Origin of the sequence: Dyadobacter luteus, assembly GCF_003383615.1 — a bacterium.
Taxonomy (GTDB): Bacteria; Bacteroidota; Bacteroidia; order Cytophagales; family Spirosomataceae; genus Dyadobacter; species Dyadobacter luteus.
In genome coordinates, this window is the sequence record NZ_QNUL01000019.1 from 43514 (window position 1) to 67467 (window position 23954).

At 42.6% G+C, this 23954-nt stretch carries 17 protein-coding genes; 8 read left to right on the plus strand and 9 right to left on the minus strand.

All coding sequences use genetic code 11. The annotated features are described in order from the left end of the window. Positions 1-133: 133 nt before the first annotated feature. The 5 genes from DSL64_RS20030 to DSL64_RS20050 all read right to left on the minus strand — a co-directional run bounded on the left by DSL64_RS20030 (position 134) and on the right by DSL64_RS20050 (position 6914). The gene (locus DSL64_RS20030) at positions 134-3022 is read right to left on the minus strand and encodes a putative Ig domain-containing protein (RefSeq protein WP_115832714.1); all 2889 of its coding nucleotides are present in this window, start codon (positions 3020-3022) and stop codon (positions 134-136) included. Between the two features lie 5 nt (positions 3023-3027). Further along, positions 3028-4140: a glycosyltransferase gene (locus tag DSL64_RS20035; RefSeq protein WP_115832715.1), complete on the minus strand. Its 1113-nt coding sequence runs from the start codon at positions 4138-4140 to the stop codon at positions 3028-3030. 10 nt (positions 4141-4150) lie between these two features. Further along, the gene (locus DSL64_RS20040) at positions 4151-5158 is read right to left on the minus strand and encodes a glycosyltransferase family 2 protein (RefSeq protein ID WP_115832716.1); all 1008 of its coding nucleotides are present in this window, start codon (positions 5156-5158) and stop codon (positions 4151-4153) included. Positions 5159-5264: 106 nt separating this feature from the next. Beyond that, complete coding sequence (locus DSL64_RS20045) at positions 5265-6443, minus strand: acetyl-CoA C-acyltransferase (protein WP_115832717.1); 1179 nt, start codon at positions 6441-6443, stop codon at positions 5265-5267. A 237-nt stretch (positions 6444-6680) separates the two neighbouring features. Further along, a complete protein-coding gene (locus DSL64_RS20050; protein ID WP_115832781.1) occupies positions 6681-6914 on the minus strand; it encodes a PspC domain-containing protein in 234 nt (77 codons plus the stop codon). A 407-nt stretch (positions 6915-7321) separates the two neighbouring features. Between DSL64_RS20050 and secA the strand changes: the two genes are divergently transcribed. Both secA and DSL64_RS20060 read left to right on the plus strand, forming a co-directional pair. Next, positions 7322-10657 (plus strand): preprotein translocase subunit SecA, encoded by a 3336-nt coding sequence (gene secA / locus DSL64_RS20055; RefSeq protein WP_115832718.1) that lies wholly within the window; start codon positions 7322-7324, stop codon positions 10655-10657. A gap of 141 nt (positions 10658-10798) precedes the next feature. Next, entirely contained in the window at positions 10799-11458 is a 660-nt protein-coding gene (locus tag DSL64_RS20060; protein WP_115832719.1) for a phosphatidylserine decarboxylase family protein, read from the plus strand. Positions 11459-11534: 76 nt separating this feature from the next. On the opposite strand, the gene DSL64_RS20065 is transcribed toward DSL64_RS20060, so the two are convergent. After that, positions 11535-12155 carry a rhomboid family intramembrane serine protease gene (locus DSL64_RS20065; protein WP_115832720.1) on the minus strand — a complete coding sequence of 207 codons (621 nt, stop codon included), beginning with the start codon at positions 12153-12155 and terminating at the stop codon, positions 11535-11537. A 34-nt stretch (positions 12156-12189) separates the two neighbouring features. After that, positions 12190-13164 (minus strand): polyprenyl synthetase family protein, encoded by a 975-nt coding sequence (locus tag DSL64_RS20070; protein WP_115832721.1) that lies wholly within the window; start codon positions 13162-13164, stop codon positions 12190-12192. 215 nt (positions 13165-13379) lie between these two features. On the opposite strand from DSL64_RS20070, the gene DSL64_RS20075 reads away from it, so the two are divergent. The 3 genes from DSL64_RS20075 to DSL64_RS20090 all read left to right on the plus strand — a co-directional run bounded on the left by DSL64_RS20075 (position 13380) and on the right by DSL64_RS20090 (position 19634). Next, on the plus strand, positions 13380-14213 hold the full coding sequence (locus DSL64_RS20075; protein ID WP_115832722.1) for an aminotransferase class IV: 834 nt from the start codon (positions 13380-13382) through the stop codon (positions 14211-14213). A gap of 603 nt (positions 14214-14816) precedes the next feature. Further along, complete coding sequence (locus DSL64_RS20085; protein ID WP_115832782.1) at positions 14817-17891, plus strand: SusC/RagA family TonB-linked outer membrane protein; 3075 nt, start codon at positions 14817-14819, stop codon at positions 17889-17891. 87 nt (positions 17892-17978) lie between these two features. Continuing rightward, entirely contained in the window at positions 17979-19634 is a 1656-nt protein-coding gene (locus DSL64_RS20090) for a RagB/SusD family nutrient uptake outer membrane protein (protein ID WP_229217160.1), read from the plus strand. A 90-nt stretch (positions 19635-19724) separates the two neighbouring features. On the opposite strand, the gene thiL is transcribed toward DSL64_RS20090, so the two are convergent. Both thiL and DSL64_RS20100 read right to left on the minus strand, forming a co-directional pair. Then, on the minus strand, positions 19725-20744 hold the full coding sequence (gene thiL, locus DSL64_RS20095; RefSeq protein WP_115832725.1) for a thiamine-phosphate kinase: 1020 nt from the start codon (positions 20742-20744) through the stop codon (positions 19725-19727). A 103-nt stretch (positions 20745-20847) separates the two neighbouring features. Beyond that, positions 20848-21297: a hypothetical protein gene (locus DSL64_RS20100; RefSeq protein ID WP_229217161.1), complete on the minus strand. Its 450-nt coding sequence runs from the start codon at positions 21295-21297 to the stop codon at positions 20848-20850. 139 nt (positions 21298-21436) lie between these two features. On the opposite strand from DSL64_RS20100, the gene DSL64_RS20105 reads away from it, so the two are divergent. The 3 genes from DSL64_RS20105 to DSL64_RS20115 all read left to right on the plus strand — a co-directional run bounded on the left by DSL64_RS20105 (position 21437) and on the right by DSL64_RS20115 (position 23945). After that, positions 21437-21670 (plus strand): cytochrome b5 domain-containing protein, encoded by a 234-nt coding sequence (locus DSL64_RS20105; RefSeq protein WP_115832726.1) that lies wholly within the window; start codon positions 21437-21439, stop codon positions 21668-21670. A gap of 39 nt (positions 21671-21709) precedes the next feature. Beyond that, complete coding sequence (locus tag DSL64_RS20110) at positions 21710-22576, plus strand: N-acetylglucosamine kinase (protein ID WP_115832727.1); 867 nt, start codon at positions 21710-21712, stop codon at positions 22574-22576. Positions 22577-22679: 103 nt separating this feature from the next. Continuing rightward, positions 22680-23945 carry a sensor histidine kinase gene (locus DSL64_RS20115; protein WP_115832728.1) on the plus strand — a complete coding sequence of 422 codons (1266 nt, stop codon included), beginning with the start codon at positions 22680-22682 and terminating at the stop codon, positions 23943-23945. The last annotated feature ends 9 nt before the right edge of the window (positions 23946-23954 follow it).

Sequence of the window (23954 nt, forward strand, 5' to 3'; positions counted from 1 at the left end):
TAAAGGAAATTAAGTTTAAAACAAGTGGTATGCGTGCATACTAATTGTGGTTATGCAAATATATTACTAAATTATTATGCAAGCATACTATATTGAGAAAAATTTAAAACCTGCGATCTAAGACCGCAGGCCTCTATTTTTTAAATATCCGGAACTGCTTTAAAAATTCTCCGTTGTTTTCAATCTGAATGAAATAGATGCCCGAACTGATCTGCATACCACGGAGGTCAATATTGGCCAGGTGATCGGTATGGTTAATAAATCCGGCAGGAATTTCCGTTTTTTGCCCCAACGTATTAATGATATGATAGCGAAGATCTGTCTCTGTCAGTTGTTCAGGAAGTTTTATATTGATGACGGTTTCGACAGGATTAGGATAGAAATTCCACTCCAATATATCTTTAGTTATGTTCAGGGAATCACCGTAAGATATTCCGAATTGCATGGTATTAGATACCACAGACGCATCTTTGTTTGTTGCTGTGACGGTCAGTGTGTACCTGCCGGGAAATGGTGTGAATCCGCCTTCATTCTCATAGAGCGCATAGGGGAATTTCATCGTTTTAGAAGAAATATGAACAGGGCCTTTCAGATCGAAAACTACCTGATCGTAGTCGAAATTTCCGTACGCAAAAATGTTAATCAATGGAGGCATGTTTTCAAGTGCCAGTACGTCGTCATGTTGTAATGGTCTTATAATTTGCTGATTGACCGCACTCCCGCCTTTTACCAATTCAAAACGGAGTCGTGGGATTTCAACCCTGATCACGAGTGGCGCTTCTGCATAAGCTCCGAAATTGTCATATGCTCTGATAATCAAGCGGTATTCGCCTTCTTCTGTAGGTGTTCCCGATAGGGTATTGAGAGAAACATCCAGCCAGGAGGGTCTGTTCTGAACAGACATAGATGCTATATAGCCGTCACTGTCTGTAAAAACGTCATTGGGAAGATTGTAAGTAAATGGCACATTCACAGAAGCATATCTTACCGGAAACGAGCCAATAGTGTAGGGGGGACTATTCAGGTTATGAGGCTCTACTACTTTCAATGTAAAGTAAGTCTCAACAAACGCATTGAGATCATCATAGGCTTTAAAAGACACCCGATACTCTCCCAGCGCAGTAGGTGTCCCTGAAAGAACTCCATTATTGAATTTAAGCCATGAAGGTATTTCAATAATTTCAACTTTGGTCACTGTCCCGTCCGGATCAATAAAGGCATCTTTGGAAAGTGTAAATGAAAATGGCTTGTCAATAGCAATGGACTGATTCGCAAAGTTGGTGTTTACAATCGGCGGTTTGTTGGCATTTTCCCGCGTGTCCACCCGAATTGTAAAATAAGCGTCTGTGCTGGCTCCTTCGTCATCAAAGCCTTTCACAAGTATCCGGTGATCTCCCAGAGCAATAGGTCTTCCTTTCAGTTGTCCGTTTTCATATCTTAGCCAGGATGGCAATAACGACACATCCATGCGTACAATGGTACCATCTACGTCTGAAAATGTATCAGTCGGAAGTGTATATACAAAATCCCTGTTTACAGCAATGATCTGCATGGGAATAGGACGGAATACATACGGAGGATAGTTGGAAGCATCATCCCAGTAGGAAGGAGAAAAAAGGTCTTCTTCGAGGCGGATCCGTACAGGTTTCGGATTGGAAGGGTCGGCATAAGCTTTTTTTGCCCATTCATTATAAACCACACTACCTGCTCCTGATTTTTCTACAGCGGCAGAGAGCCTGTAGCTTACTTCTTCTTTGTAGTCAATAGGATTAACCGGTTGCTTTAACCATGTAGCTGCAGCTTGCTGCAGAAACGGAGCAGCCTTTTGCATTGAAGCAACCGTCGAAATTACTGCTGCCACCACGTTCGCACCGTGGGCAAAATTTTCGTTGATTTGCTTAAGATGTGTTGCATTATCTACACTTGCATTCACAAACAACTCGTTAGCTGTAATGAAGTGAGCAGGAACATCACTTTTCAGAATATCTACAGACCATCGGTGATCGTGGCTGATCAGGTCATCATTTACTTTTATTCCGTCTGCTTTTTCACTCAGGCTTTTATATCCCAAAGTACCGCGGATGGCTGAAGAACCATCGAAAACAGACCCGTAATCTGCCAGAAATTTTATTTTAGGATCAATCGTTTTTACTGCCGAGATCATCTGATTGACAAACTGCTTCATCACATTGTGGCGGTATATATAAAGATCTTTACCAAAACGTTGCCGGAAAGTCTGGTAAGGTTCCCATCTGCTGGAAGGCATTGGAACTTCTTCAAACGACTTATAATTGGTTCCCCAGAGGTAATTGAGGCGTTGAATCTTTTTATAGTTAGGTTTCAGCCATGCCTGAAACCCTTTTGTCATGCTTTCGGAATAATCGTATACGGTAATTACATCTTTTCCATTTTCAATAATACCACCGGAATATTCCCCTTCCTGGGTAGGAGTATTGGTTACAGATACGAACAGAAGTTTATTCTCGGTCTGCAGATACTTGTAGCGATTAACAGCCTCTCTGACAAAGGCCAGCGCTTTGTTCGTAATGGGCTGATTGTCGAATCCGAAAAAAGTATCACCATATCCACCGATCATCGGTTGGCCGGCATTACTTATCTGTTTGTCTGAATTTTCCCAGAATCCGTTGATTCGCGTGTTGTGCCGTCCTATGTGGATTCGAAGAGCCACTTTCATCCCAAGGCTCGTCGCAAGATTGATCTGTTCATCAAATCTTGCCCAGCTAGGTGTCTCTGTCGGAGAGTTGAGGTAAATTTTATCCCAGGGAATGGCGAGGTATACCGCATTTAGCCCATTCTGGTGTGCTGCTCTGATGATATCAAGCTCAGGACCTTTTTCCGGAGTCAGGTTCAGGCACATCAGTGCCAGGTAACGCTGCGTATCTATTGTCGGAGTGGTGCCGTTATTTTGTCCGCTTGCCCGAAAACCGTGTAGCAGGCTCAACACAACACATACCTGAAAAAAACTCCTTTTTATTGTTTTTGAAAAAGTCCTGATCCTCATCCAGCTTAGATTTTGTCCATAATTTTAACCCAGTTTTCGTAACCGCTCTTCACATTAAATATCCCTGCTCTGAGCTTGCTGGTTTCAGCATTGGTCGCTATTGTACCATTCATGATTTCTTTCATGGCGACAACCATCTGTCTCACACTGATATCTTCCGTAACCTTTCCCATCCCTTCCTGAATAAATTCACTGGCTCCGCCGGATGGGAATGAAACGATAGGTTTGCCAAGTAGTGCGGCTTCAATCATTACCAGTGGGAATGGATCCTGACGGGATGTGAGTAAAAAGCCGTGCCCTAAGTTTAAATAATTATAGTAGTCTTCTTTTTGCTTACCTACCAGATGTATGGCGGTCTTTGATTTGCTGTTTTTACAACGTTGTTCAGTGTAATAAACAAGTCCGTCCTCAATCTGTTCTCCTATCCATATGATATGCACATTCGGAGTATTGAGCTCATTGGCTATATCCGGCAGCAAGTCAAACCCTTTCCTTTCGGAAGTCATACCGGATATTACCCATACGAAGTCAGTTTCCGGAATGCCTAGTTGCTTCCGTATTTCAGAAGTTCTTTTCTGGTCCGGTACTGCCTTGGTAGTATCAATGAATGAGTAGAGTAACTCAACTTGTTTTCCGCCTGCCCATTTGATCGCATCACAGGTTACCTCAGAGCAACCGATCAACACGTCAGAAGAGTTAATAATGTTACTCATATCTGTCCGACTCAGATAGGCATATGTCAATGGCAATTCATGAAAATGGGTAACCGTCTTGATAGAAAATTCCTTTGCGACCGCAACGGCTTCTGGTAGCATAGTAGTATTGATATACCACAGGTCAGCTTTGAATTCACCGGCAATCTTTCTCAGATAGCGTAGCGTGGGATTAACGCCAAGAAAGAACATGATCTTTTGTGCAATGTTATAACGCCTCGGAGCTATGAAAACAGGAACATCCGCAGGTAGTTCTTTCAGGAGTTCACCATTGGCAAAACTTACAACGCCCACATCATATCGGCTGCGGTCAATTTGTTGTATGATGTATAGTAACATCATTTCTGACCCTGTGCGTGTCGCAAACGGAGTGAAGAAGAGAAGGCGCTGTTTTGTTTTTTTCATAGATGTTGAGTTAAGACTGAGAGGAGGTAAGCAGGTCAATATTTTCTTTCTCCAAAATTTTATACATGCCTTTTTTAAGAAACAATGTTCTGGTGAAATACCTGAGCAGTACTTTGGTTTTCCTTAGATAAATATGTTGTGTATCAAGATCGTTAACAGGGCTACCCGTTTTTAGGTTGTGGATAATCTTCCATCCATAAACGACAGGAATCATTGATATATAATGCAATATCAAAGTCAGATAAGACCATACTCCATACTGCTTTCTGATCCACAGTAAGTTGGAAACCTGCATTTGAGTGCTGAATCTGTTAATCCATGAAATTTTTGTCCTCCTGAAAGGATTTTTATTTTCCAGGTGAATAAAGGTGCTGTCATCAAAAATACAGAGTTTACCCAATAAGCCCAGTCGCCACGACCATTCCACATCTTCGCCATACATAAAAAAATCTTCACTGAATCCTCCGGTTTTTTCATATCCTTCGCGTCTTGTAAATATAAAGGCACCCACCAGCCAATCGTACTGCTGAGGATCCTTGTGAGATGGATCGGGATAAAGGCGATGCATGATTTTATCCACCGTGTTTCCCGGAGGCAGAATGAAAAAAGTTCTGCGAAACTCATTGAAACTACGATAAAAGGGCATTGGGGTATTATCTGCATAATGCTGCAATGCTCCGAGCGCCATAATATCTGGCCGGGAATTCATGCGATCAAAACAACGATCAATAATGTTGTTTGTCAGGAGTGTATCTGCATTCAGAAGCAAAAAATATTTTCCGGTGGCAGCAGCCATTCCTTTATTATTGGCTCTTCCGAATCCGGCGTTGTAATCCATATTTATCCACTTCACTTCGGGATATGCCGTCCTTACGCTTTCTCCATCTCCGTTGACCGGATCGTTGTCAACAATAATTATTTCAAAACTGACTTTTTTAGTATGCGTATATATGGAATGTAAGCAATTGATAATGAGCTCCGAACAGCGAAAATTTATAATAATAATGGATACATCCATATAGTGATATGCAAAGTTAAGCGGCAAAAATAAAGAAACTCCCCGGAAGACTGTGACATCTTACGGGGAGAGACTTAAAAATGCAACGGAATATTTATCCAAAGGGCTAATTCAGTCTTTCGAAAATACCCGCCACACCCTGGCCGCCGCCTACGCAGGCCGTTACCATTCCATATTTTTGATTTCTTCTTTTCATTTCATTCAATAACTGTACAGAAAGCCTGGCCCCGGTTGATCCTAATGCATGACCCAAAGCAATTGCTCCGCCATTTGGATTGACTATATCCGGATTAATTTCCAGTTCCTGAATTACGGCAAGTGCCTGGGCTGCAAAAGCTTCATTCAATTCGATCTGTTCGATATCAGATAGCTTGAGTCCGGCCTGTTTCAATGCAAGAGGAATGGCTGCAACCGGTCCTATTCCCATGATACGGGGATCGACACCAGCAGTAGCATAAGAAAGCATACGCGCCACAGGTGTAAGTCCAAGGTCGTTGACCATTTTCTCAGACATCACCATTACGAATGCCGCTCCGTCGGAGGTTTGAGAAGAATTACCTGCTGTCACCGAACCGCCGGCAGCAAATACGGGCTTAAGTTTACCAAGTGCTGCCAGGGTTGTATCTGCCCGTGGACCTTCATCCTGTTTAATTATAGTCTCTTTTGTTTTCTTTTTACCGGCACCGGCGTCGAAATAAGTTTCTTTCACCGTGATAGGGACAATGCCATCGGCAAATAAATCTTCTTTTTGTGCATTGAGTGCTTTCTGATGAGAACGGAATGAAAATTCGTCCTGCTGCTCTCTGCTTATTTTGAAATCCCGAGCTACCTGTTCGGCAGTGAGTCCCATGCTCAGGTAATAGTCAGGATTGGAATGGGCGATTTCATAGTTCAATGCAGTTTTCCAACCCATGGTAGGAACCATCGACATAGACTCCGTCCCTCCTGCAATGATACAATCAGCCATTCCGGCATGTATTTTGGCGGCTGCCATGGCTATAGCTTCTACACCTGAACCGCAATACCGATTGATCGTGATGCCGGATACATTTTTGGGAAGAGCAAGCAAGGCTACATAGCGTCCCATCTGCATTCCCTGTTCCGCTTCCGGAACGGCATTGCCAACAATCACGTCATCTACCTGTGCAGGATCCAGATTAGGAATTTTATCTAAAAGATATTTGATCACTTCTGCGCCAAGATCATCCGGACGTGTAAAGCGAAAACCGCCACGTGATGCTTTTCCAACTGCACTCCGGTAACCGGCAACAATGTATGCGTTCATATGTTAGGTGGTTTAGTTCGGTATGGAATTCCTAAAAAATAAAGCCACGCCTTCGGAAATGGCTCTTGAATTGTGCGACATATATCAGACTTGATAATAGTATGCCTGCATACTATTTGTAAAGTTAGCAATTAAAAATAAAACAACAAACCACCGGAATCTGTTTTCCGGTGGTTTGCAATTACCTGTAAGTTCTGGTGGTGAATGTTATAAAATTGAGCGGTCTTTCACTTCCGGTCAGGGCATTGTTGGTCCTTGTTCCCAGGTTTGCTGTAGCGAACGTTTTGTTGGCATTACAATCCATAGTGCGATGTAAATCAGTACAATCGGGAATGGCTTTGGAATGAAAAATGCTAAGACAAGCAGTACTCTCACTACCGTAACATCAATACTGAGGTACTCAGCCAAACCGGATGCTACACCACCGATCATTTTGTTTTCTGTATTGCGGAATAATCTATTATTGTTCATGGCTATATTCATTTAGTTGTTATTGTTGATTCAAAGGTACTATGTAATGCATGGTAGTTTGAAATGAATTAGGATGAGTGGTTTTCGGACAGGAGAAATGGCGAATTGGTGTGAGGAAAAGTTAAGTCTCCATTAAAATTGAGATATTCTCATGTTATCTGACGGGTTGATTGTAGTTTTAAAACGCACTTATAAGCTTATTGTGTCAGTAAATAGGAATGGTATACGGTGATAATGTGGGTGATTAGACTTTCCTTAGGATTATTCTGAATCTTGCTAATAACTATTTGTAAAGGATTACTTTTGCAGTTGAAAATAGTAGCTTTGCTGACAATCTGGCACATAACCTGTATCAGGTGCAATATTTTTCAGGAAGAAATAACGATAAATAATACACATAAAAAGTCATGTTTAAAATATTTTCGAAGCTGTTCGGTACGAAGGCAGAACGGGATTTAAAAGAGTTGACCCCATATGTTGGGTTGATCAATGCGGAATACGCTTTGCTGGCTTCTTTGACCAATGATCAGCTTCGTGCAGAATCGGAGGCTTTGAAAGTTCGTATTGCAACAGAACTCAAATCAATCGATGAGCAGATTGCTTCATTAAGAACACAGGCAGCCGATGAGCCGAATGTAGATAATAAGGAAGCAATATTTAAAAAAATAGATGCACTGGAGCTGGATCGCAATAAAGAACTTGAAAGAGTATTGCTTGAAATTCTTCCAAAGGCATTCGCTATTGTAAAAGATACAGCCAGACGTTTTACCGAGAATGACAGGATTGAAGTAACCGCAAATTATTTTGACCGTGAAGTGGCTTCCAGAAAGGCCAGCGTTAAAATTGATGGAGACGTTGCATACTGGAATACAACCTGGGATGTAATAGGTCAGCCTATTAAATGGAATATGTTGCACTACGACGTGCAGCTTATAGGTGGTGTGGTGCTGCATCAGGGGAAAATCTCTGAGATGGCAACAGGGGAAGGAAAAACGCTTGTTGCGACGCTTCCCGCGTTTTTGAATGCACTGGCAGGCCAAGGGGTACACATCGTAACGGTGAACGACTACCTTGCAAAGCGTGATGCTGAATGGAATGCACCCTTGTTCGAATTCCATGGTATGAGTGTAGATTGTATAGATCGTCACCAGCCGAATACCGTTGCCAGAAGAAATGCTTACAAGGCGGATCTTACGTACGGAACAAATAACGAGTTTGGTTTTGATTATCTGCGTGACAATATGTCACGTACGCCGGAAGAGCTCGTTCAGCGCAAGCACCACTACGCGATGGTCGATGAGGTTGACTCCGTTTTGATTGATGATGCACGTACGCCATTGATCATTAGCGGACCTGTTCCGCGTGGAGATGAGCAAGAGTATATGGAGCTTAAGCCACGCGTGGGACGTATCGTTGAAGCGCAGAAAAAGCTTGCTATGGAGCTTTTGAATGATGCGAAGAAGAAAATCAGTGCCGGCGATAAAAAAGAAGGTGCTCTTGCTTTGTTCCGTGCACACCGCGGTATGCCGAAATACAAGCCTTTGATTAAATATTTGAGTGAAGGCGGAGTTCGTCAGTTAATGCAGGAGTCGGAATCTATCCACCTTGCGGAAAACCAGAAGTTGATGCCTGTGGCGGATGCACCTCTGTACTTCACGATTGATGAGCGCCACAATAGTATTGAGCTTACTGAAAAAGGAATTGACTTCCTTACAGGAGAATCAGAAGAAACGAATTTCTTCATCCTGCCTGATATTGCTATAGATCTTGATGCAATTGAAAAAGATAAGTCGTTAACAGAGCAGGAAAAAATTCTGAATAAGGAAGCCCTGATTCGTGATTATTCTGTAAAAACTGCCCGTATCCATACTGTTAACCAGCTTTTGAAAGCGTACACATTGTTTGAAAAGGATGTGGAATACGTGATCATGGACGGAAAGGTAAAAATCGTTGATGAGCAGACTGGTCGTATCATGGATGGTCGTCGTTATTCTGACGGTTTGCACCAGGCTATTGAAGCAAAAGAAAGTGTGCGTGTTGAAGATGCAACACAGACTTACGCTACTGTTACGCTTCAGAACTACTTCAGAATGTATCACAAGCTGGCCGGTATGACCGGTACTGCGGAAACTGAAGCAGGTGAATTCTGGGAAATCTATAAACTGGACGTGGTTTCTGTTCCTACAAACAGAGGTATCAGCCGTAAAGATCAGGAAGACAAGGTATACCGTTCGGTTCGTGAAAAATACAACGCTGTTGCCGATGAAATCGTTGAGCTGGTAGAAGCAGGTCGTCCGGTTCTTGTTGGTACTACATCTGTAGAAAATTCTGAGATTATCAGCCGCATGCTTACGCTTCGCAAAATACCTCATCAGGTATTGAACGCGAAACAACACCAGCGTGAGGCGGAGGTTGTTGCTGAGGCCGGAAAACCGGGTACAGTAACGATCGCTACCAACATGGCGGGTCGTGGTACGGATATAAAACTTACTCCTGAATCCAAAGCAGCAGGAGGTTTGGCGATCATTGGTACGGAGCGTCACGAAAGTCGCCGGGTTGACCGTCAGTTGAGAGGTCGTTCGGGGCGTCAGGGTGATCCGGGTTCTTCTCAATTCTTCGTTTCTCTGGAAGATAACCTGATGCGTTTATTCGGTTCCGACCGTATGGCGAAGGTAATGGACCGCATGGGACTTGAAGAAGGTGAAGTGATCCAGAGCGGAATGATTACCAAATCAATAGAGCGTGCGCAGAAAAAGGTAGAGGAGAACAACTTTGGAATGCGTAAGCGACTGCTCGAATATGATGATGTAATGAATTATCAGCGTGATGCAATCTATAAACGTCGCAAAAATGCATTGTTCGGAGAGCGTCTTGCTGTAGACATCGCCAATACATTGTATGATGTTTGCGAGGAAATAAGCTCATCAGCTAATTCTTATGCAGAACTGGAGCTTTCAGCTATTACAACTCTGGGAATGGAGCCTCCATTTACGGAAGCTCAATACGGATCGCTGAAACCGGCGGAGCGTTCACAGCAACTTTACGAAGCTGCAGAAAAGCAGTATCAGGAGAAAAATGATGCGATCAGTCAGAAAGCATTACCGGTATTGCAGTCCATTTATGCTGAGAGAGGTGGTACGATCACGGAGATCATGATTCCTTTCAGTGATGGGTTACGCCAGACAGGTGTTGTGGTAGGCTTGAAAAAGGCGATTGATAACGAAGGACGTGAAATTACCCACGAAATGGAAAAAGCCATCGTTCTATCTCTGATTGATCAGGAATGGAAAGAGCATTTGCGCGAAATGGATGACCTGAAGCAATCAGTACAAAATGCCGTGTTTGAACAGAAGGATCCATTATTGATTTATAAATTCGAATCGGTTGAACTTTTCAAACGCTTCCTGAGCAAGGTTAATTTTGATATGTTGTCCTTCCTGATGAAGGCTGATATACCGCAGGAAGAAGCAGCACCTGCTGTACAACAGCCGGTACGCCGTCCAGCAGCACCAGCGCCGGAATTGCACACCAATCGTGAAGAAGATTTCGGTAATGAATTTGACGGAGCCGATTTCGGTCAAACTGAATCCACTACGAAATCCCAGCCGGTAAGAGTAGAGAAAGTGGCGGACAGAAATGATAAAGTATCGGTTCAATACCGCGACGGGCGTGTTGTCCGTGATGTAAAATATAAGAAAGTAGAGCAGGAGATTAAAAACGGAGATTGCGTTGTAATTGAATAGTTTACCGCAAAACCAGCCTGCATATGAATTAAGCCCTGCCTCTCAAAAATTGTTTGGCAGGGCTTTTTTAGTAGAGACAAATCAGGATTTATACGATATTTGTACTTTTAGATACTATATATTAACGAAATATACCCTTAGATGAAACTTCACAGAGAAGGATATACCATTATGGCGGTTACAGCCATTATATTGGTTCTTATTAATTTAGGTATCCAATATTTGCTGCCCGAAGGATACTGGATTCCCCGGATCGTACTTGTTGCAAGCGTATTTGTGTTCCTGCTGGTAGTTCAGTTCTTCAGAGTTCCGGCTCGTACGGTGCATAAAAGCGATCGGCAGATAGTAGCTCCCTGTGACGGAAAAGTGGTGGTGATTGAAGAAGTAGTAGAAACGGAATATTTCAAAGGCCCGCGTCGTCAGGTGAGTATTTTTATGTCTCCTATAAACGTGCATGTCAACTGGAATCCCATCAGTGGTGTTATTCAGTATTTCAAATACCACCCGGGCTTGTACCTTGTGGCCTGGCATCCGAAATCGAGTACGGAAAATGAACGCACAACAGTAGTCATCAAAAATAAGCAGGGAATAGAAGTACTTTTCCGTCAGATTGCAGGAGCGGCCGCCAGACGTATCCGCTGGTATGTAAAAGAGGGAGATCAGGTAGAACAAAGCACGGAAATGGGCTTTATCAAATTCGGCTCGCGTGTGGATCTTTTCCTGCCGCTGGATGCTGAAATAAAGGTGAACCTTCAGGATAAAACAGTCGGAAGCGTAACTGTATTAGCTGAACTGAAATAGCTATTGATTAGAAATATAAAAATGCCATGTCGGTGACAGATTTTGTCCACGACATGGCATTTTGGTTTTATATACTCTAGAATAATCTCCAGCTCAGAATCTGTGAGAAGAAATTAGGAACGGCAGCCGGGTACACAACCGCCATAAACAGTAGCCCGAATATAGCTCCGTACATGTGCGCACTATGGTTCACATAACCACGGCCTTTCCGGCCTTCATAGAAGGAGTAACCAAGAAACAGGATCCCGAATATAAATCCAGGCATACATATAAAGAAGTAAAGGCAGATATCCATCAATGGAGACAAAAGCAACGCTGCAAACAGTACTGCGGAAACTCCTCCTGATGCGCCCAAGGAGTTGTAATTCGAGTTGTTTCTATGCTTCAGATAGGTAGGGATATCAGAGACAATAATTCCAACTATGTATAAAAACAGGTAGTAGAATGTTCCGCTTGCGCCGAATAACATAGCAAAGAGTCTTTCAATTCCTTCTCCTACAAACCATAAACTGAGCATGTTGAAAATCAGGTGACCGAAATCCGCATGCACAAAGCCGGAAGTAATGAACCTGTAGTATTCGTTTCTCTTGGTTACTTTATAGGGATTCAGGATCATTTTGTCCATCAGACTATAATTACTAAAAGCGTAATAGCTGATCCCGGAGGTGATGATGACGAGAATAAGGGTTATTGACATTTTAAATCGTTAATGTTAAAGTTTTGGTGAATTACTATTGCTCACGGTTTACAAGTTGATGAACAAACTGAAGTAACGGCTCTTTACGTTCCGGCGCAACGTTTAGTTTTTCCAGACTTTCAAAGCCCTGGTTGAAATAATCATTTATTTTCTGCTCTGTTATCCTTCTGATTTCAAGCTGATCATAAATGTGACGTACAGCCCCGACTTTTTCTGCCTTATCAAATGTTTCTCTGGCGATCCAATCGTTCAGTTCCGTTCTGATCTCGCCTGTTGCTTTGGATAAGGCCTCAATTAATAAGAATGTTTTTTTATTTGAGATGATATCGCCACCGACCTGTTTGCCAAACTTTTCCGGATCACCGTATACATCAAGCAGATCGTCTTTGAGCTGAAAGCCTATTCCCATGCTTTCTCCGGCCTCATACAACAGTTGGGCATCAGCAGGATTGGCCTCACCGATGATGGCACCGAGTTCCAGAGCAAAGCCAAGCAATACGGATGTTTTCAAACGTATCATCTCCAGATATTCGCCTTCAGTCACATCCCATCTGGTTTCAAAGTTCATATCCAGTTGCTGTCCTTCGCATACTTCAGCGGCTGTCTGGTTGAAGCGTGCCAATACATGTCGCAGTTGTGAAGGATTTATATCAAGCAGGTGGTCATAAGCCCGTATCAGCATCACATCGCCGGACAAAATCGCAGTATTGGCATTCCACTTCTCATGCACTGTTGGTTTGCCACGACGTAGCGGAGCATTGTCCATAATATCGTCGTGCATCAGTGTGAAGTTGTGAAATATCTCTACTGCCATGGCGGGTTTTACCGCTCTGCTAAGATCGTCTTTGTAAAGACCTGCACCCAACAAGGTCAGAAGAGGCCGGAACCGTTTCCCGTTCAGCGACATAATGTATCGGATCGGTTCATATAGTTCATCAGGATTTGAACCGTAGGCACTGTTATCAAATTCCTTACGCAGCGTATGAAGTAACTGTTCTGTTTGTATCATTTGTCTTAAATTCTCAGCCTTTGTGTATTCCAGGCTGGCGGATCATATACTGTAGCTCTGAATTACTTTCAGGCATTCTTGCAAAGTAGCTAAATAGTAGCGTAAATCTCAAAAAGCAGATAAACCTTACTATTATCTTAATGCAAATTGGCTCTTGCTGGTTCGTGGCAGGCCATTTTTAATATCTTTGCCATATCATCACAAAATGTTCAGTCATGTCCTTCTACCAATACTTTAACGGAGAAATCAGCCCGATAGATACTGCAGTTTTCAAAACGAACGACCTCGGAATTCTGAGAGGTTACGGGTTATTTGATTTTTTCAGAACCTATAATGGGGTTCCTTTTCGATGGGACGATTATTGGAGAAGGTTTGAGAATTCTGCCAGGTTTTTAAAGTTGACTATCCCGATCAGTAAAGGAGATGCAGAAAGAATACTGGCTGAGTTACATGCAAGAAGCGGGGAGCAGGAAGTTGCATTCCGGTTTGTGCTTACGGGTGGATATGCTCCGGATGGCGTGCACGTGGTAGAGCCCAATTTTCTGATACGTACAGAAGCATTACCACAAGATAATCCAGAAGGTAGACTTAAAGGTATTAAAGTGCTTCCCTATGAGTATGTACGCGATCTGCCTCAGGTAAAAAGCACCAATTATGTACACATGGTTTTGATGGCGGACCAGCTGAAAGAGCAACAAGCTGCAGATTTGCTTTTTCATAAAAACGGGGAAGTTAGCGAACTAACCAGGAGCAACCTTTTCGTCATTAAAGACAATGTATTAGTTACACCAGATAGTAATGTTTTGGAAGGCATTACCCGAAAGCTGACGATAGAATTGGCTCAACCTTTTTTCGACGTTCAGGTACGCACGTTGACTTTCGACGAACTGATGTCTGCTGATGAAGTCTTCACAACCAGTACTACTAAATTAATCATGCCGATAGTACAGATCGGTGAGCACACGGTAGGGGAAGGAGTTGCAGGCAAGCAAACGCTGTTCCTTCAGAATCTGATTCAGGATAAAGTGAAAGAATGGGGCAAGGCTTAGGGTTGTCATTAAGTGTACGTGATACAATTATAACTCACTGTTTACTAGCTATGTTCGTTTGTAACTGGTGGGTGCGTTAACTCTGATTTTTATATCGTCTCTAAGGGTATCTTGGTAAAGTTATATTTTATATTAAATGTAACTCTTTGGTGCTTACTGAGTACTTCGTGTTTTTAGCCCTAGTTTCATTTTAATACTTCTTTAATGTAGGTTTATGCAAACGTTCCCGACAACGGTTGCATAAATAAATATCGGAAATCATTTTATTATTTCTTGATAAATACATAAATCAAATCGGGTTTCAGGAATAGGACAATTTGATTATTTTTTGGAATTCCTGCTTTATCACAATTCTTTCTTTCATCAAATTTCTTAGTAGAACAGCATTTTATGCAATCGGTTGAAGTGTCCGTATAAAAATTTTCAGTTACAAATTTTATTATGATTATATCAATTTTATTTTGAATATTTTTACTTAAATAAATCACCTTTATCAGTTTTCAAAGTCAGCTTTTTAATTAAAAATCCATAACAAGTATGAAACAAAACTTTACCAGTATTAGTCGTTATCTGCTCGGTTTAGCTCTTACGGGAGTGCTGGGTATGAGTAACGTCGCTCACGCGAAATCCCTTCCATTGGTGATCAAGGAGCGAACAGTAGACAGAACTGTTTCAGGGACTATCGTGGCAGCAGAAGATAATCTTGCGGTGCCCGGAGTTTCGGTGGTGTTGAAAGGAACGCGTTCAGGTACAAACACGGATGCAGATGGAAATTTCAAAATTGACATTGTGGATGATAAATCAGTTCTGGTGTTTTCGGCGGTAGGGTTTGTGACACAAGAAGTGGTTGTGGGAAACAAATCAACTTTTGCTATAGCGCTGGTGAGTGATATGAAAGCGTTGAGTGAAGTGGTTGTGGTAGGATATGGAACGCAAAAGAAAAGTCAGACAACGGGCGCTATTTCATCGGTTTCGGCAAAAGAAATCACTGAAATGCCTATTACCAACCTTGGGCAGGCATTGCAGGGGCGTACAGCAGGTGTGGATGTGAGCCAGTCGGGGTCGAAGCCAGGTGCGGCACCTAAAATTCTGATTCGTGGTCGCCGTTCATTTAATGCGGGAAATGATCCTTTGTATGTTGTGGATGGTATTCCATTGTCGGCAGGATATGAAGATATCAACCCCAATGATATTCAGTCGATGGAAGTATTGAAGGATGCGACTGCAACTGCGATTTATGGAGCACGTGGTGCGAATGGTGTGGTGCTTGTAACTACCAAACGCGGTGGTGCAAAGGGGAAAACGACAGTTACTTATGATACCTACTTTGGTCAGTCGCAGGCGCTTAATAAATTGGAATTATTCAGCGGTCCTGAATTTGCTGAGTATGTCAGAGAAGCATATCGATCTACAAAAAATAGCCAGGGGCAAATCATCTATACGGATGCTAATGGTAACTACGTTCCTACAGGAAAATCTGATCCTGCGGCGGATGCGAAAATTGCGGTGTTAGGTGGTGATCCTAACGTGAAGGCGGGGATAGATGCAGGAAGAAGTACAGACTACCAGGATCTTATTCTAAGAAAAGGATTCCAGCAAAATCATACTCTTGGTGTTCAGGGAGGAAGCGACAGAACTCAGTTCTATATTTCTGCTGGTGTGTTTCAGGATAAGGGGATTACCAAAGGACTTGACTTTACCAGAACTTCAGTCAGAACGAATATTGATCATAGTATCAATAAAAGGCTGAAAGTGGGGATATCTTCGTATTTGATGTACAGCAACAGAAACGGAGAAACCCTGAATCCATACAGTTTCACGATCAATCAAAACCCGCTGGGAGCTCCGTATAAGGAAGATGGGAGTATCAACTTCGCTCCTACGAACGATGCCCTTCTGACCAATCCATTGGCAGAAATTGTTGACGGTGCTCAGGTAGATAATACTAAAAAATACCGGATCTTCAATAGTATTTATGCTGAAGTGCAAATTCTGGACGGTTTAAAATACCGTGTCAATTTCGGGCCGGATATTACCGTAACACGTTGGGGCAGATTTATCGGTGCGCAAACCAATGCCCGTAAAGGTGGAGATGCGCAGGCAAGTAATCTGAATCGTTTTGGTTTCAACTGGACGGTAGAAAATATCCTTAGTTACAATAAAACGTTCAACAACAAGCATAACCTTGGTGTAACTCTGGTTCAGTCTATCCAGCGCGACAGATTTGAAAATTTCGGTACCAATGTTCAGGGTGTCCCTGTTGAAAAACAGCAGTTTTACAACATGGGAAATGCCAGTTCAATCCTGCAAACAGTAAGTGGTTTAAGCGAATGGACAATCAATTCTTTTCTTGGACGTCTTAACTACGACTTTAATGACAAATATCTGATCACGTTAACATTACGTCGTGATGGTTCGAGCCGGTTTGGAGAAAATACCAAATGGGGTAACTTTCCTGGCGTAGCGGTGGGCTGGAACATTAGCAATGAACCTTTCCTGAAGAGCACGCCATGGCTGGATCTGTTAAAATTGAGAGCTGGTTGGGGTAAAGTGGGTAACCAGGGTGTGGCACCTTATCAGACTCAGGGATTGCTTGCCAGAACTGTTTATGCATGGGATAACACAGGTGCATTCGGTTACAGACCAGGTTCCATCGGAAATCCTGATCTGCGCTGGGAGAGTTCTGCTTCCACTAACGTAGGTGTCGATTTCAGCCTTTTAGCTGGTCGTGTACAGGGATCTCTTGAAGTGTATCAAACCAATACCACTGATCTTCTTTTGTCTGATCAGCTTCCGGGATCAATTGGATTCAGTGCTGTAACGCGTAACGTAGGTGAAACCAGAAACAGAGGTATTGAATTAGGTATCACTACGACCAACGTTAATTCAAAAGGTGGGTTTAAATGGAGCACCGATTTTCAGTTTACTAAAAACACTGAGGCAATTGTTTCTCTTTATAACGGAAAAGTGGATGATGTTGGTAACAGGTGGTTTATTGGTAAGCCATTAAATTCATTCTTTGACTACAAAAAAGCAGGGATCTGGCAGGTCAGTGAAGCTGAGCAGGCTAAAAAATTCTATCCTGGTGATCAGAACAATGCTTTGGGAGCTGGTGTAGGTCAGGTGAAAGTACAGGATACAAATGGTGACGGTGTCATCAATGCGCAGGACCGTGTTTTGCTTGGATCTGATGTGCCGGATTTCAGCATGGGACTAACGAACCGTTTCTCCTACAAAGGGTTTGACCTTTCTTTCTTCTTCTTCGGACGTTTCGGTCAGACGATCATAAGTGGGTTTCATCAGAATAACAACGCTTTGGCTGGTCGTTATCAGCAGATTAAAGTTGATTACTGGACGCCAGATAATCCGGATGCACAATTCCCGAGACCATTCAGCAGCCAGGAGTTTCCTCAGTATAACACAACGCTTATTTACTTTGATGGTTCTTTCATCAAACTTCGTAACATTAACGCCGGCTATACTTTCCCAAACCGCTTAACGAGCAAACTGGGGCTGGAATCTTTGAGGATATTTACCAGTATTCAGCAGCCTAAAATCTGGTCAAGCTTCATTTCAAAATACAATGGTGTTGATCCCGAAACTGACGGAACAGCTGTTAATAATGGTATTACACCGGCTACCAGAGTATGGACATTTGGGTTAAACGTTAAATTCTGAGACGTGTTTTCGAAAAGAAGCAAGTCATAACTACTAATTTTACAAGACATGAATTTCAAATATATAATAACAAAACCCGCCAAAATTATGGCCTTAGCTGCCTTGATGCTTTCCGGGCAGGCGTGTAATCATTTGTTGGATGAAGAAGTAATATCAGGAATTGATACCAACTACCTCAATACAGCCAAAGGATTTGAGGATGGCGTAAATTCGGCTTATTCTGCACTGCGTATTTATTATGCTACTCAGCTTGGACTGACGATGACCGAATTCGGGACTGATATTTATGCTACCGGAGCGGATGGGGGATACAAAGGGTTCCATTTTTATGATACACAAATGAACCCGACCGTAGATTATCTGGCTATTTTGTGGGATGAGTTTTATCGTGGCATCAATACTTGTAATGCTATTATCGACAGAGCACCCAATGTTTCTGGAGTCGCAGATGATATCAAAAAGTTACGTATTGCTGAGATGAAATTTCTGCGCGCGCATTATTATTTCATCCTGTTTCAGCAGTATGGTGGAGTGGATCTACGCCTGACTGAAACATTATTGGCAACGAAAGAAACCAAAAGGTTTACTGATGCAGAAATGTATGCTGCCATAATTAAGGATATGACGGAGGCAATTACTGATCTGCCGGCAACATCTGCTCAGTATGGTCGTATTATCAAGCCTGTTGCCGAGATGGGGTTGGCGAAAGTATATCTGGCTAAGGCGTATTCTGCGCAGAAAGCAGCAGATGATTTTACCAAAGCCGCAGACCTTTGTAATAATGTAATCACAAAATATAGTTTTAAGCTACAGGATGACTTTGCAAGCGTGTTTGATGAAGGAAATCAGAGAAATACAGAGATCGTATGGGCGGCGCAGTATACATCTGATCCACTTACGAACCTGACAAACAATACGGGAGCAACCAATGGAGGAAACAACCTGCACTTATTTTTTGGAATGCAGTATGATGTACAGGCAGGTATGCAGCGCGATATCCTGAACGGTCGACCATTCAAACGTCTTCGTCCGACGACTTACTGCACAGATGTTGTTTTTGGGGAAAGAGTGAACGATTCACGCTACAAGAAAACGTTCAAAGACACCTGGTTGTCTAACAAGCCAGGTACCTATAATACAGCTTTTGACGATTCAAAAACCAGTGTAACTTTCGCAGCAGGAGATACAACGATCTTTATTCCTGGTTTTGAAATGTCTAAAGCAGACAGAGCGAAAAAGAAATACCAGGTGCTGGTTCCAAGCAAATATTCCGAAGCATTGTTTCCGACTTTGCGCAAGTTTTTTGATACCAAACGTCCTGATATGACATATGAAGCAGGAAGTCGCGATTACTTTATTTTCCGTTTGGCAGAAACTTATCTGATGTTGTCAGAAGCCCAGTTAGGTGCAGGGAAAGCTAAGGAAGCGACAGATGCGATCAATATGGTACGTGCAAGAGCGGGCTGGGCAGGTAAAAAAGAAGCCATGGCAATTACGCAGGCGCAAATGACATTTGAATTTCTGATGGAAGAACGTGCGAGAGAATTGGCAGGCGAGCAGTCACGTTGGATGGATCTGAAACGCTGGGGAAATCTTGTAGATCGTGTGAAAAAATACAATCCACAGGCGGCAGCAAACGTAGGTCCACAACATTTACTGCGACCTATCCCTCAAACACAAATTGACCGTAGTGCTAAAAATACTGAAGGCGTTTCAGTATTTGCTCAAAATCCGGGTTATTAATTCCAGGATCTTGAAAAGATTAACTTAAGCAAACAGGGCTGAGGAATTTTCCTCAGCCCTGTTTGCTTAAGTCGTTATCATAAATGGAATTTAGCTCCATCCTTGCGCTGTAATCGGTACTCTGTTGTCTCCTTTTGTATGCAGCACAATTTCTTCTTTATTATCAGTCACATACCCTATAACTGTAATTTTTGGATTGTTTTTAACTAACTCGTAGGCATCCTGAGAAATTGTAAACAAAAGTTCATAATCCTCGCCGCCGTTCAACGCTGCGGTAATCGGGCTTATATTGAGCTCGGTGGCAGCAAGGAATGTATGGTCATCGATAGGTAATCTTTCTTCATATACGATGGCTCCTACCTGCGATTGGGCGCAAAGGTGAAGTAAATCTGAAGCAAGTCCGTCAGACAAGTCGATCATGGCAGTTGGAAGTACGCCTGCTTCTGCAAGTTCATATACCACATCCATTCTGGCCTCAGGACGAAGCTGGCGCTGGATTACGTAGTCGTTCCCCTCCAGTTCGGGCTGCATATTAGGGTTTGCAAGGAAAACTTGTTTCTCTCTTTCCAGTAGTTGTAAGCCAAGGTAAGCACCGCCTAAGTCGCCGGTAACGCATAGAATATCATTGGCTTTGGCTGTGTTACGGTACGTAATCAGATCTTTCTTCACTTGTCCGAACACACTCACAGAAATCAGCAGTCCTGATCTTGAAGAAGAAGTATCTCCTCCGACGAGGTCCACGTTGTAGTCTCTACACGCAGCATGAATACCTGCATAGAGCTCGTCTACTGCTTCTACAGAGAATCGGTTGCTCAATGCAAGACTTACAGTAACCTGCTTTGGAATACCATTCATGGCTGCGATATCAGAGATATTAACGGCAATTGCCTTATAGCCCAAATGTTTCAGCGGGAAAAATGTAAGATCAAAATGGACGCCCTCCAGGAGCATATCTGTAGTGAGCAATCCGTAATTTGTATCCAGATCTATAACTGCTGCATCATCGCCGATACCACATACGGTTTCAGGCAATGAGGTTTTAAATCCTTCGTTAATTTTCTTTATAAGGCCAAATTCGCCTAAACTGCTTATTTCTGTTCTTGCTTCCATACTGTAAAATTACACAAAAAAACGGAGCCGCTTCCCGTCTGGAAAAGGCTCCGTTTTTTAAGCTATTTCAAATGCTTTTAGTTCCTGATTAACGAATGAGTGATCAGGGATTGGTAAGCGTATATTCGTTGATTGTATCGCCCGTCTTTTTACTGGGATTTACATTTTTAATCACCAGTTTAGAGTCATCGATTGATATGATATTAAACTCTACGGTGCCACCTGTACCTGAGGGTTCAGGATTTAATCCTTTCAGAATCAATTTTGAATCTCCTTGTAATTCCCAGGTTCCTGCAAAGGTCTTATTGTCCCATTCTGTATAAACAGCACCATTAGAAGCTCCCGTAAGGTTAAGCCTGAAATTCGAATAGCCTGGAACAGAATTGCCGGATCCGCCACGTACATAAACGGATGTAGTGTTGTGTTTAACAGCTTCCGCAGTCCATGCTTTTGCGATTCGCTCAGAAAGAGGTTTTACTTTTTTCTTGCAACCTGCCGAGAAAAAGATGAGGCTCATTGCCAGGCAGCAGAGGAACGCATAGTTTCTTTTCATATTATAAATATCAGAATTTACCTTATTAAGGTGCCAAGTTCATACTTTTTGCTGTTATTTTCAAAATATTAGTCATTAGTAAAATAAAAATTAAGTCAAAAAGCCGAATGATTAAATTGCAGGCTAAAATTTATCTTTGATGAGAGAATATACCAAAGCGCAGCTGGCATTACGTAACGGGCAGGATCGTGAGGAAATCTGGTGTGCATATAAGGGCATTATTTATGACGTGACATCATCCCGGCTTTGGAGAAACGGACATCATTATGAGCATTGGGCAGGGCAGGATTTGACAAAGGAGCTTGGCGATGCGCCACATACAGACCGTGTTTTTGAGAAATTTACAGCCATAGGCAAGTTAACTACAAGCTGATAACTCACGAATTAATTCACACACCAAATATATTGTTTTATGAATTTGGAATTCAGTTTGCTCATTGCAGATAGTGGTTCTACTAAAACCGACTGGGTGTATCTTTTTGGAGATAGTAAGATCCATTTTCAGTCATCAGGATTAAATCCTTTCTATCAGTCCAAGGAGGAGGTTTTTAAGGTGCTGGAGCAGGAAGTAGCTCCACATATCTCCGGGAAGGTGGATTACATTTTCTTCTATGGGGCAGGCTGTGCAGATGCAGCTTCTTCCAAACCTATATCTGATGCGCTCTCTCAGTGCTTCACCGATACGATTGAAGTCGAAGTGGCATCTGATATGTTGGGTGCATCACGTGGGCTTTGTGGCCATGAACCAGGGGTGGTCTGTATACTGGGAACGGGCGCAAACAATGCGGTTTATGACGGGAAATATAATATCCGATCTGTAGGTTCGCTTGGTTTCTGGCTGGGAGATGAAGGGAGCGGCTCGTATCTGGGAAAAAAACTGGTCGTACATTTCCTTCAGAAAGAGTTACCGGAGGATTTGTCGTTGCGGTTTGCAGACAGTTTTCCGGAAATTAACCGTCTTTTCGTTTTGGATAAAGCTTATAAACAGCCGTTTCCTAATCGCTTTTTTGCAGCTTTTACACGATTCATAGGACAAAATGTTACACACCCGTTTTTGAATGAAATGATTGCGGCAAGCTTTGCGCTGTTTATTGAGAAATATGTACTGAAACACCCGGAATCAAAGACACTTAAAGTCCATTTTGCCGGGTCAGTGGCTTATTTTTTCAAAGAGATTCTTGAAAATTGTCTGAATAGTAAAGGCTTAATGATTGGGAATATAGTAAAAGCGCCTATGGAAGGGCTGATTCACTATCATACTGTGACACAGCAGAAATAAAAATGGATGAATCGAATTTTACAGTAGTAATCACCGTTACATAACGCATAGACAATAGAGCTGTAACTTTTATGTCAGCCGGGAAGATCAATCAGAATTAAGGATGTCGAGAAGAACTATTCAGCTGCTTACTCTATTTTCAGCGTTACTTATAATAGGTGTGGTTATCACACAGATCTATTGGGTTAAACAGGCTGTTGAATTGAGGCACCGCCAGTTCAACCAAAATGCGCATGTTGCACTGCAGGACGTGGCTTCAAAACTGGCGCAGGTGAATGGTGTAATGCAGACGACAAATCCTGTGGAGCAACTTTCCCCGGAGTATTTTTTGGTGAATACCAATGCGACTACACAACCTGACCTTCTCGAACTTTTTATCAAGGATAGTTTTCAAAAACATAAACTGATCACCGATTTTGAAGTAGGTATATATGATTGTACCACAAACCGGATGCGGTACGGGATGGCTCTCAGCACGAAAAATAACGAGAAGTCTCCCACAGCAACATCCGGCTGGTTCAAAACAGATAAGTATCCCTATTATTTTGGTGTCAGGTTTCCTGAGCAGGTGACCTATCTGGGCGGAAGTATCAATGGAGCCATCTGGTCGTCGATACTGGTACTTGTGGCGGTGTCATTTTTTGCCTACGCTCTGTTTGTCATTTTGCGGCAAAAACAGCTTTCGGAGGTGCAGCGTGACTTTGTCAATAACATGACGCATGAACTCCAAACGCCTATTTCGACTATACGCATCGCAGCAGATGTGTTGAATACTGAGACGATTGTGCAGCAACCGGAACGACACAACCGCTATGTGCGCATTGTACAGGAAGAAATCTCACGGTTGCAGGGGCAGGTGGAAATGGTTTTGTCGATGGCGAAAGCAGAGCGTAATGCACTGATACTAAAAGAAGAAATCATTAATGTCAATGATGTAATCGCATCAGTTTTGGTTCCCTTTGAAGGTAAAATAACTATTCTGCCGGAAGCGTCAGCCAGCATTGTAAAAGCAGACCCCTTTCATTTTCGCTGTATGCTGACTAATCTGATTGATAATGCTTTGAAATATTCTGATACGGACCCACAGGTAATTGTAAAAACTGTTAATAAAAATAATAATCTTGTGGTTTCTGTTCAGGACCAGGGAATGGGTATCGCCCCGGAATATCAGAAAAAAATCTTCAACCAGTTTTTTAGAATACCTTACGGAGACGTACACAATGTGAAAGGATTTGGGATTGGTCTGAGTTATGTGAAACAGATTGTGCGTGCCCATGGTTGGATTCTGAACCTCGACAGTGAACTGGGGAAGGGTAGTACTTTTACCATTACAATCCCCTCCGCCAGATTGAATGCGGATAATGTCTGATTATTGTTG

Bases quoted from the DNA above. Each gene is read 5' to 3' on its own strand.
- DSL64_RS20030 (WP_115832714.1), bottom strand. From the start codon at position 3,022: ATGAGGATCAGGACTTTTTCAAAAACAATAAAAAGGAGTTTTTTTCAG.
- DSL64_RS20035 (WP_115832715.1), bottom strand. From the start codon at position 4,140: ATGAAAAAAACAAAACAGCGCCTTCTCTTCTTCACTCCGTTTGCGACA.
- DSL64_RS20040 (WP_115832716.1), bottom strand. From the start codon at position 5,158: ATGGATGTATCCATTATTATTATAAATTTTCGCTGTTCGGAGCTCATT.
- DSL64_RS20045 (WP_115832717.1), bottom strand. From the start codon at position 6,443: ATGAACGCATACATTGTTGCCGGTTACCGGAGTGCAGTTGGAAAAGCA.
- DSL64_RS20050 (WP_115832781.1), bottom strand. From the start codon at position 6,914: ATGAACAATAATAGATTATTCCGCAATACAGAAAACAAAATGATCGGT.
- secA (WP_115832718.1), top strand. From the start codon at position 7,322: ATGTTTAAAATATTTTCGAAGCTGTTCGGTACGAAGGCAGAACGGGAT.
- DSL64_RS20060 (WP_115832719.1), top strand. From the start codon at position 10,799: ATGAAACTTCACAGAGAAGGATATACCATTATGGCGGTTACAGCCATT.
- DSL64_RS20065 (WP_115832720.1), bottom strand. From the start codon at position 12,155: ATGTCAATAACCCTTATTCTCGTCATCATCACCTCCGGGATCAGCTAT.
- DSL64_RS20070 (WP_115832721.1), bottom strand. From the start codon at position 13,164: ATGATACAAACAGAACAGTTACTTCATACGCTGCGTAAGGAATTTGAT.
- DSL64_RS20075 (WP_115832722.1), top strand. From the start codon at position 13,380: ATGTCCTTCTACCAATACTTTAACGGAGAAATCAGCCCGATAGATACT.
- DSL64_RS20085 (WP_115832782.1), top strand. From the start codon at position 14,817: ATGAGTAACGTCGCTCACGCGAAATCCCTTCCATTGGTGATCAAGGAG.
- DSL64_RS20090 (WP_229217160.1), top strand. From the start codon at position 17,979: ATGGCCTTAGCTGCCTTGATGCTTTCCGGGCAGGCGTGTAATCATTTG.
- thiL (WP_115832725.1), bottom strand. From the start codon at position 20,744: ATGGAAGCAAGAACAGAAATAAGCAGTTTAGGCGAATTTGGCCTTATA.
- DSL64_RS20100 (WP_229217161.1), bottom strand. From the start codon at position 21,297: ATGAAAAGAAACTATGCGTTCCTCTGCTGCCTGGCAATGAGCCTCATC.
- DSL64_RS20105 (WP_115832726.1), top strand. From the start codon at position 21,437: ATGAGAGAATATACCAAAGCGCAGCTGGCATTACGTAACGGGCAGGAT.
- DSL64_RS20110 (WP_115832727.1), top strand. From the start codon at position 21,710: ATGAATTTGGAATTCAGTTTGCTCATTGCAGATAGTGGTTCTACTAAA.
- DSL64_RS20115 (WP_115832728.1), top strand. From the start codon at position 22,680: ATGTCGAGAAGAACTATTCAGCTGCTTACTCTATTTTCAGCGTTACTT.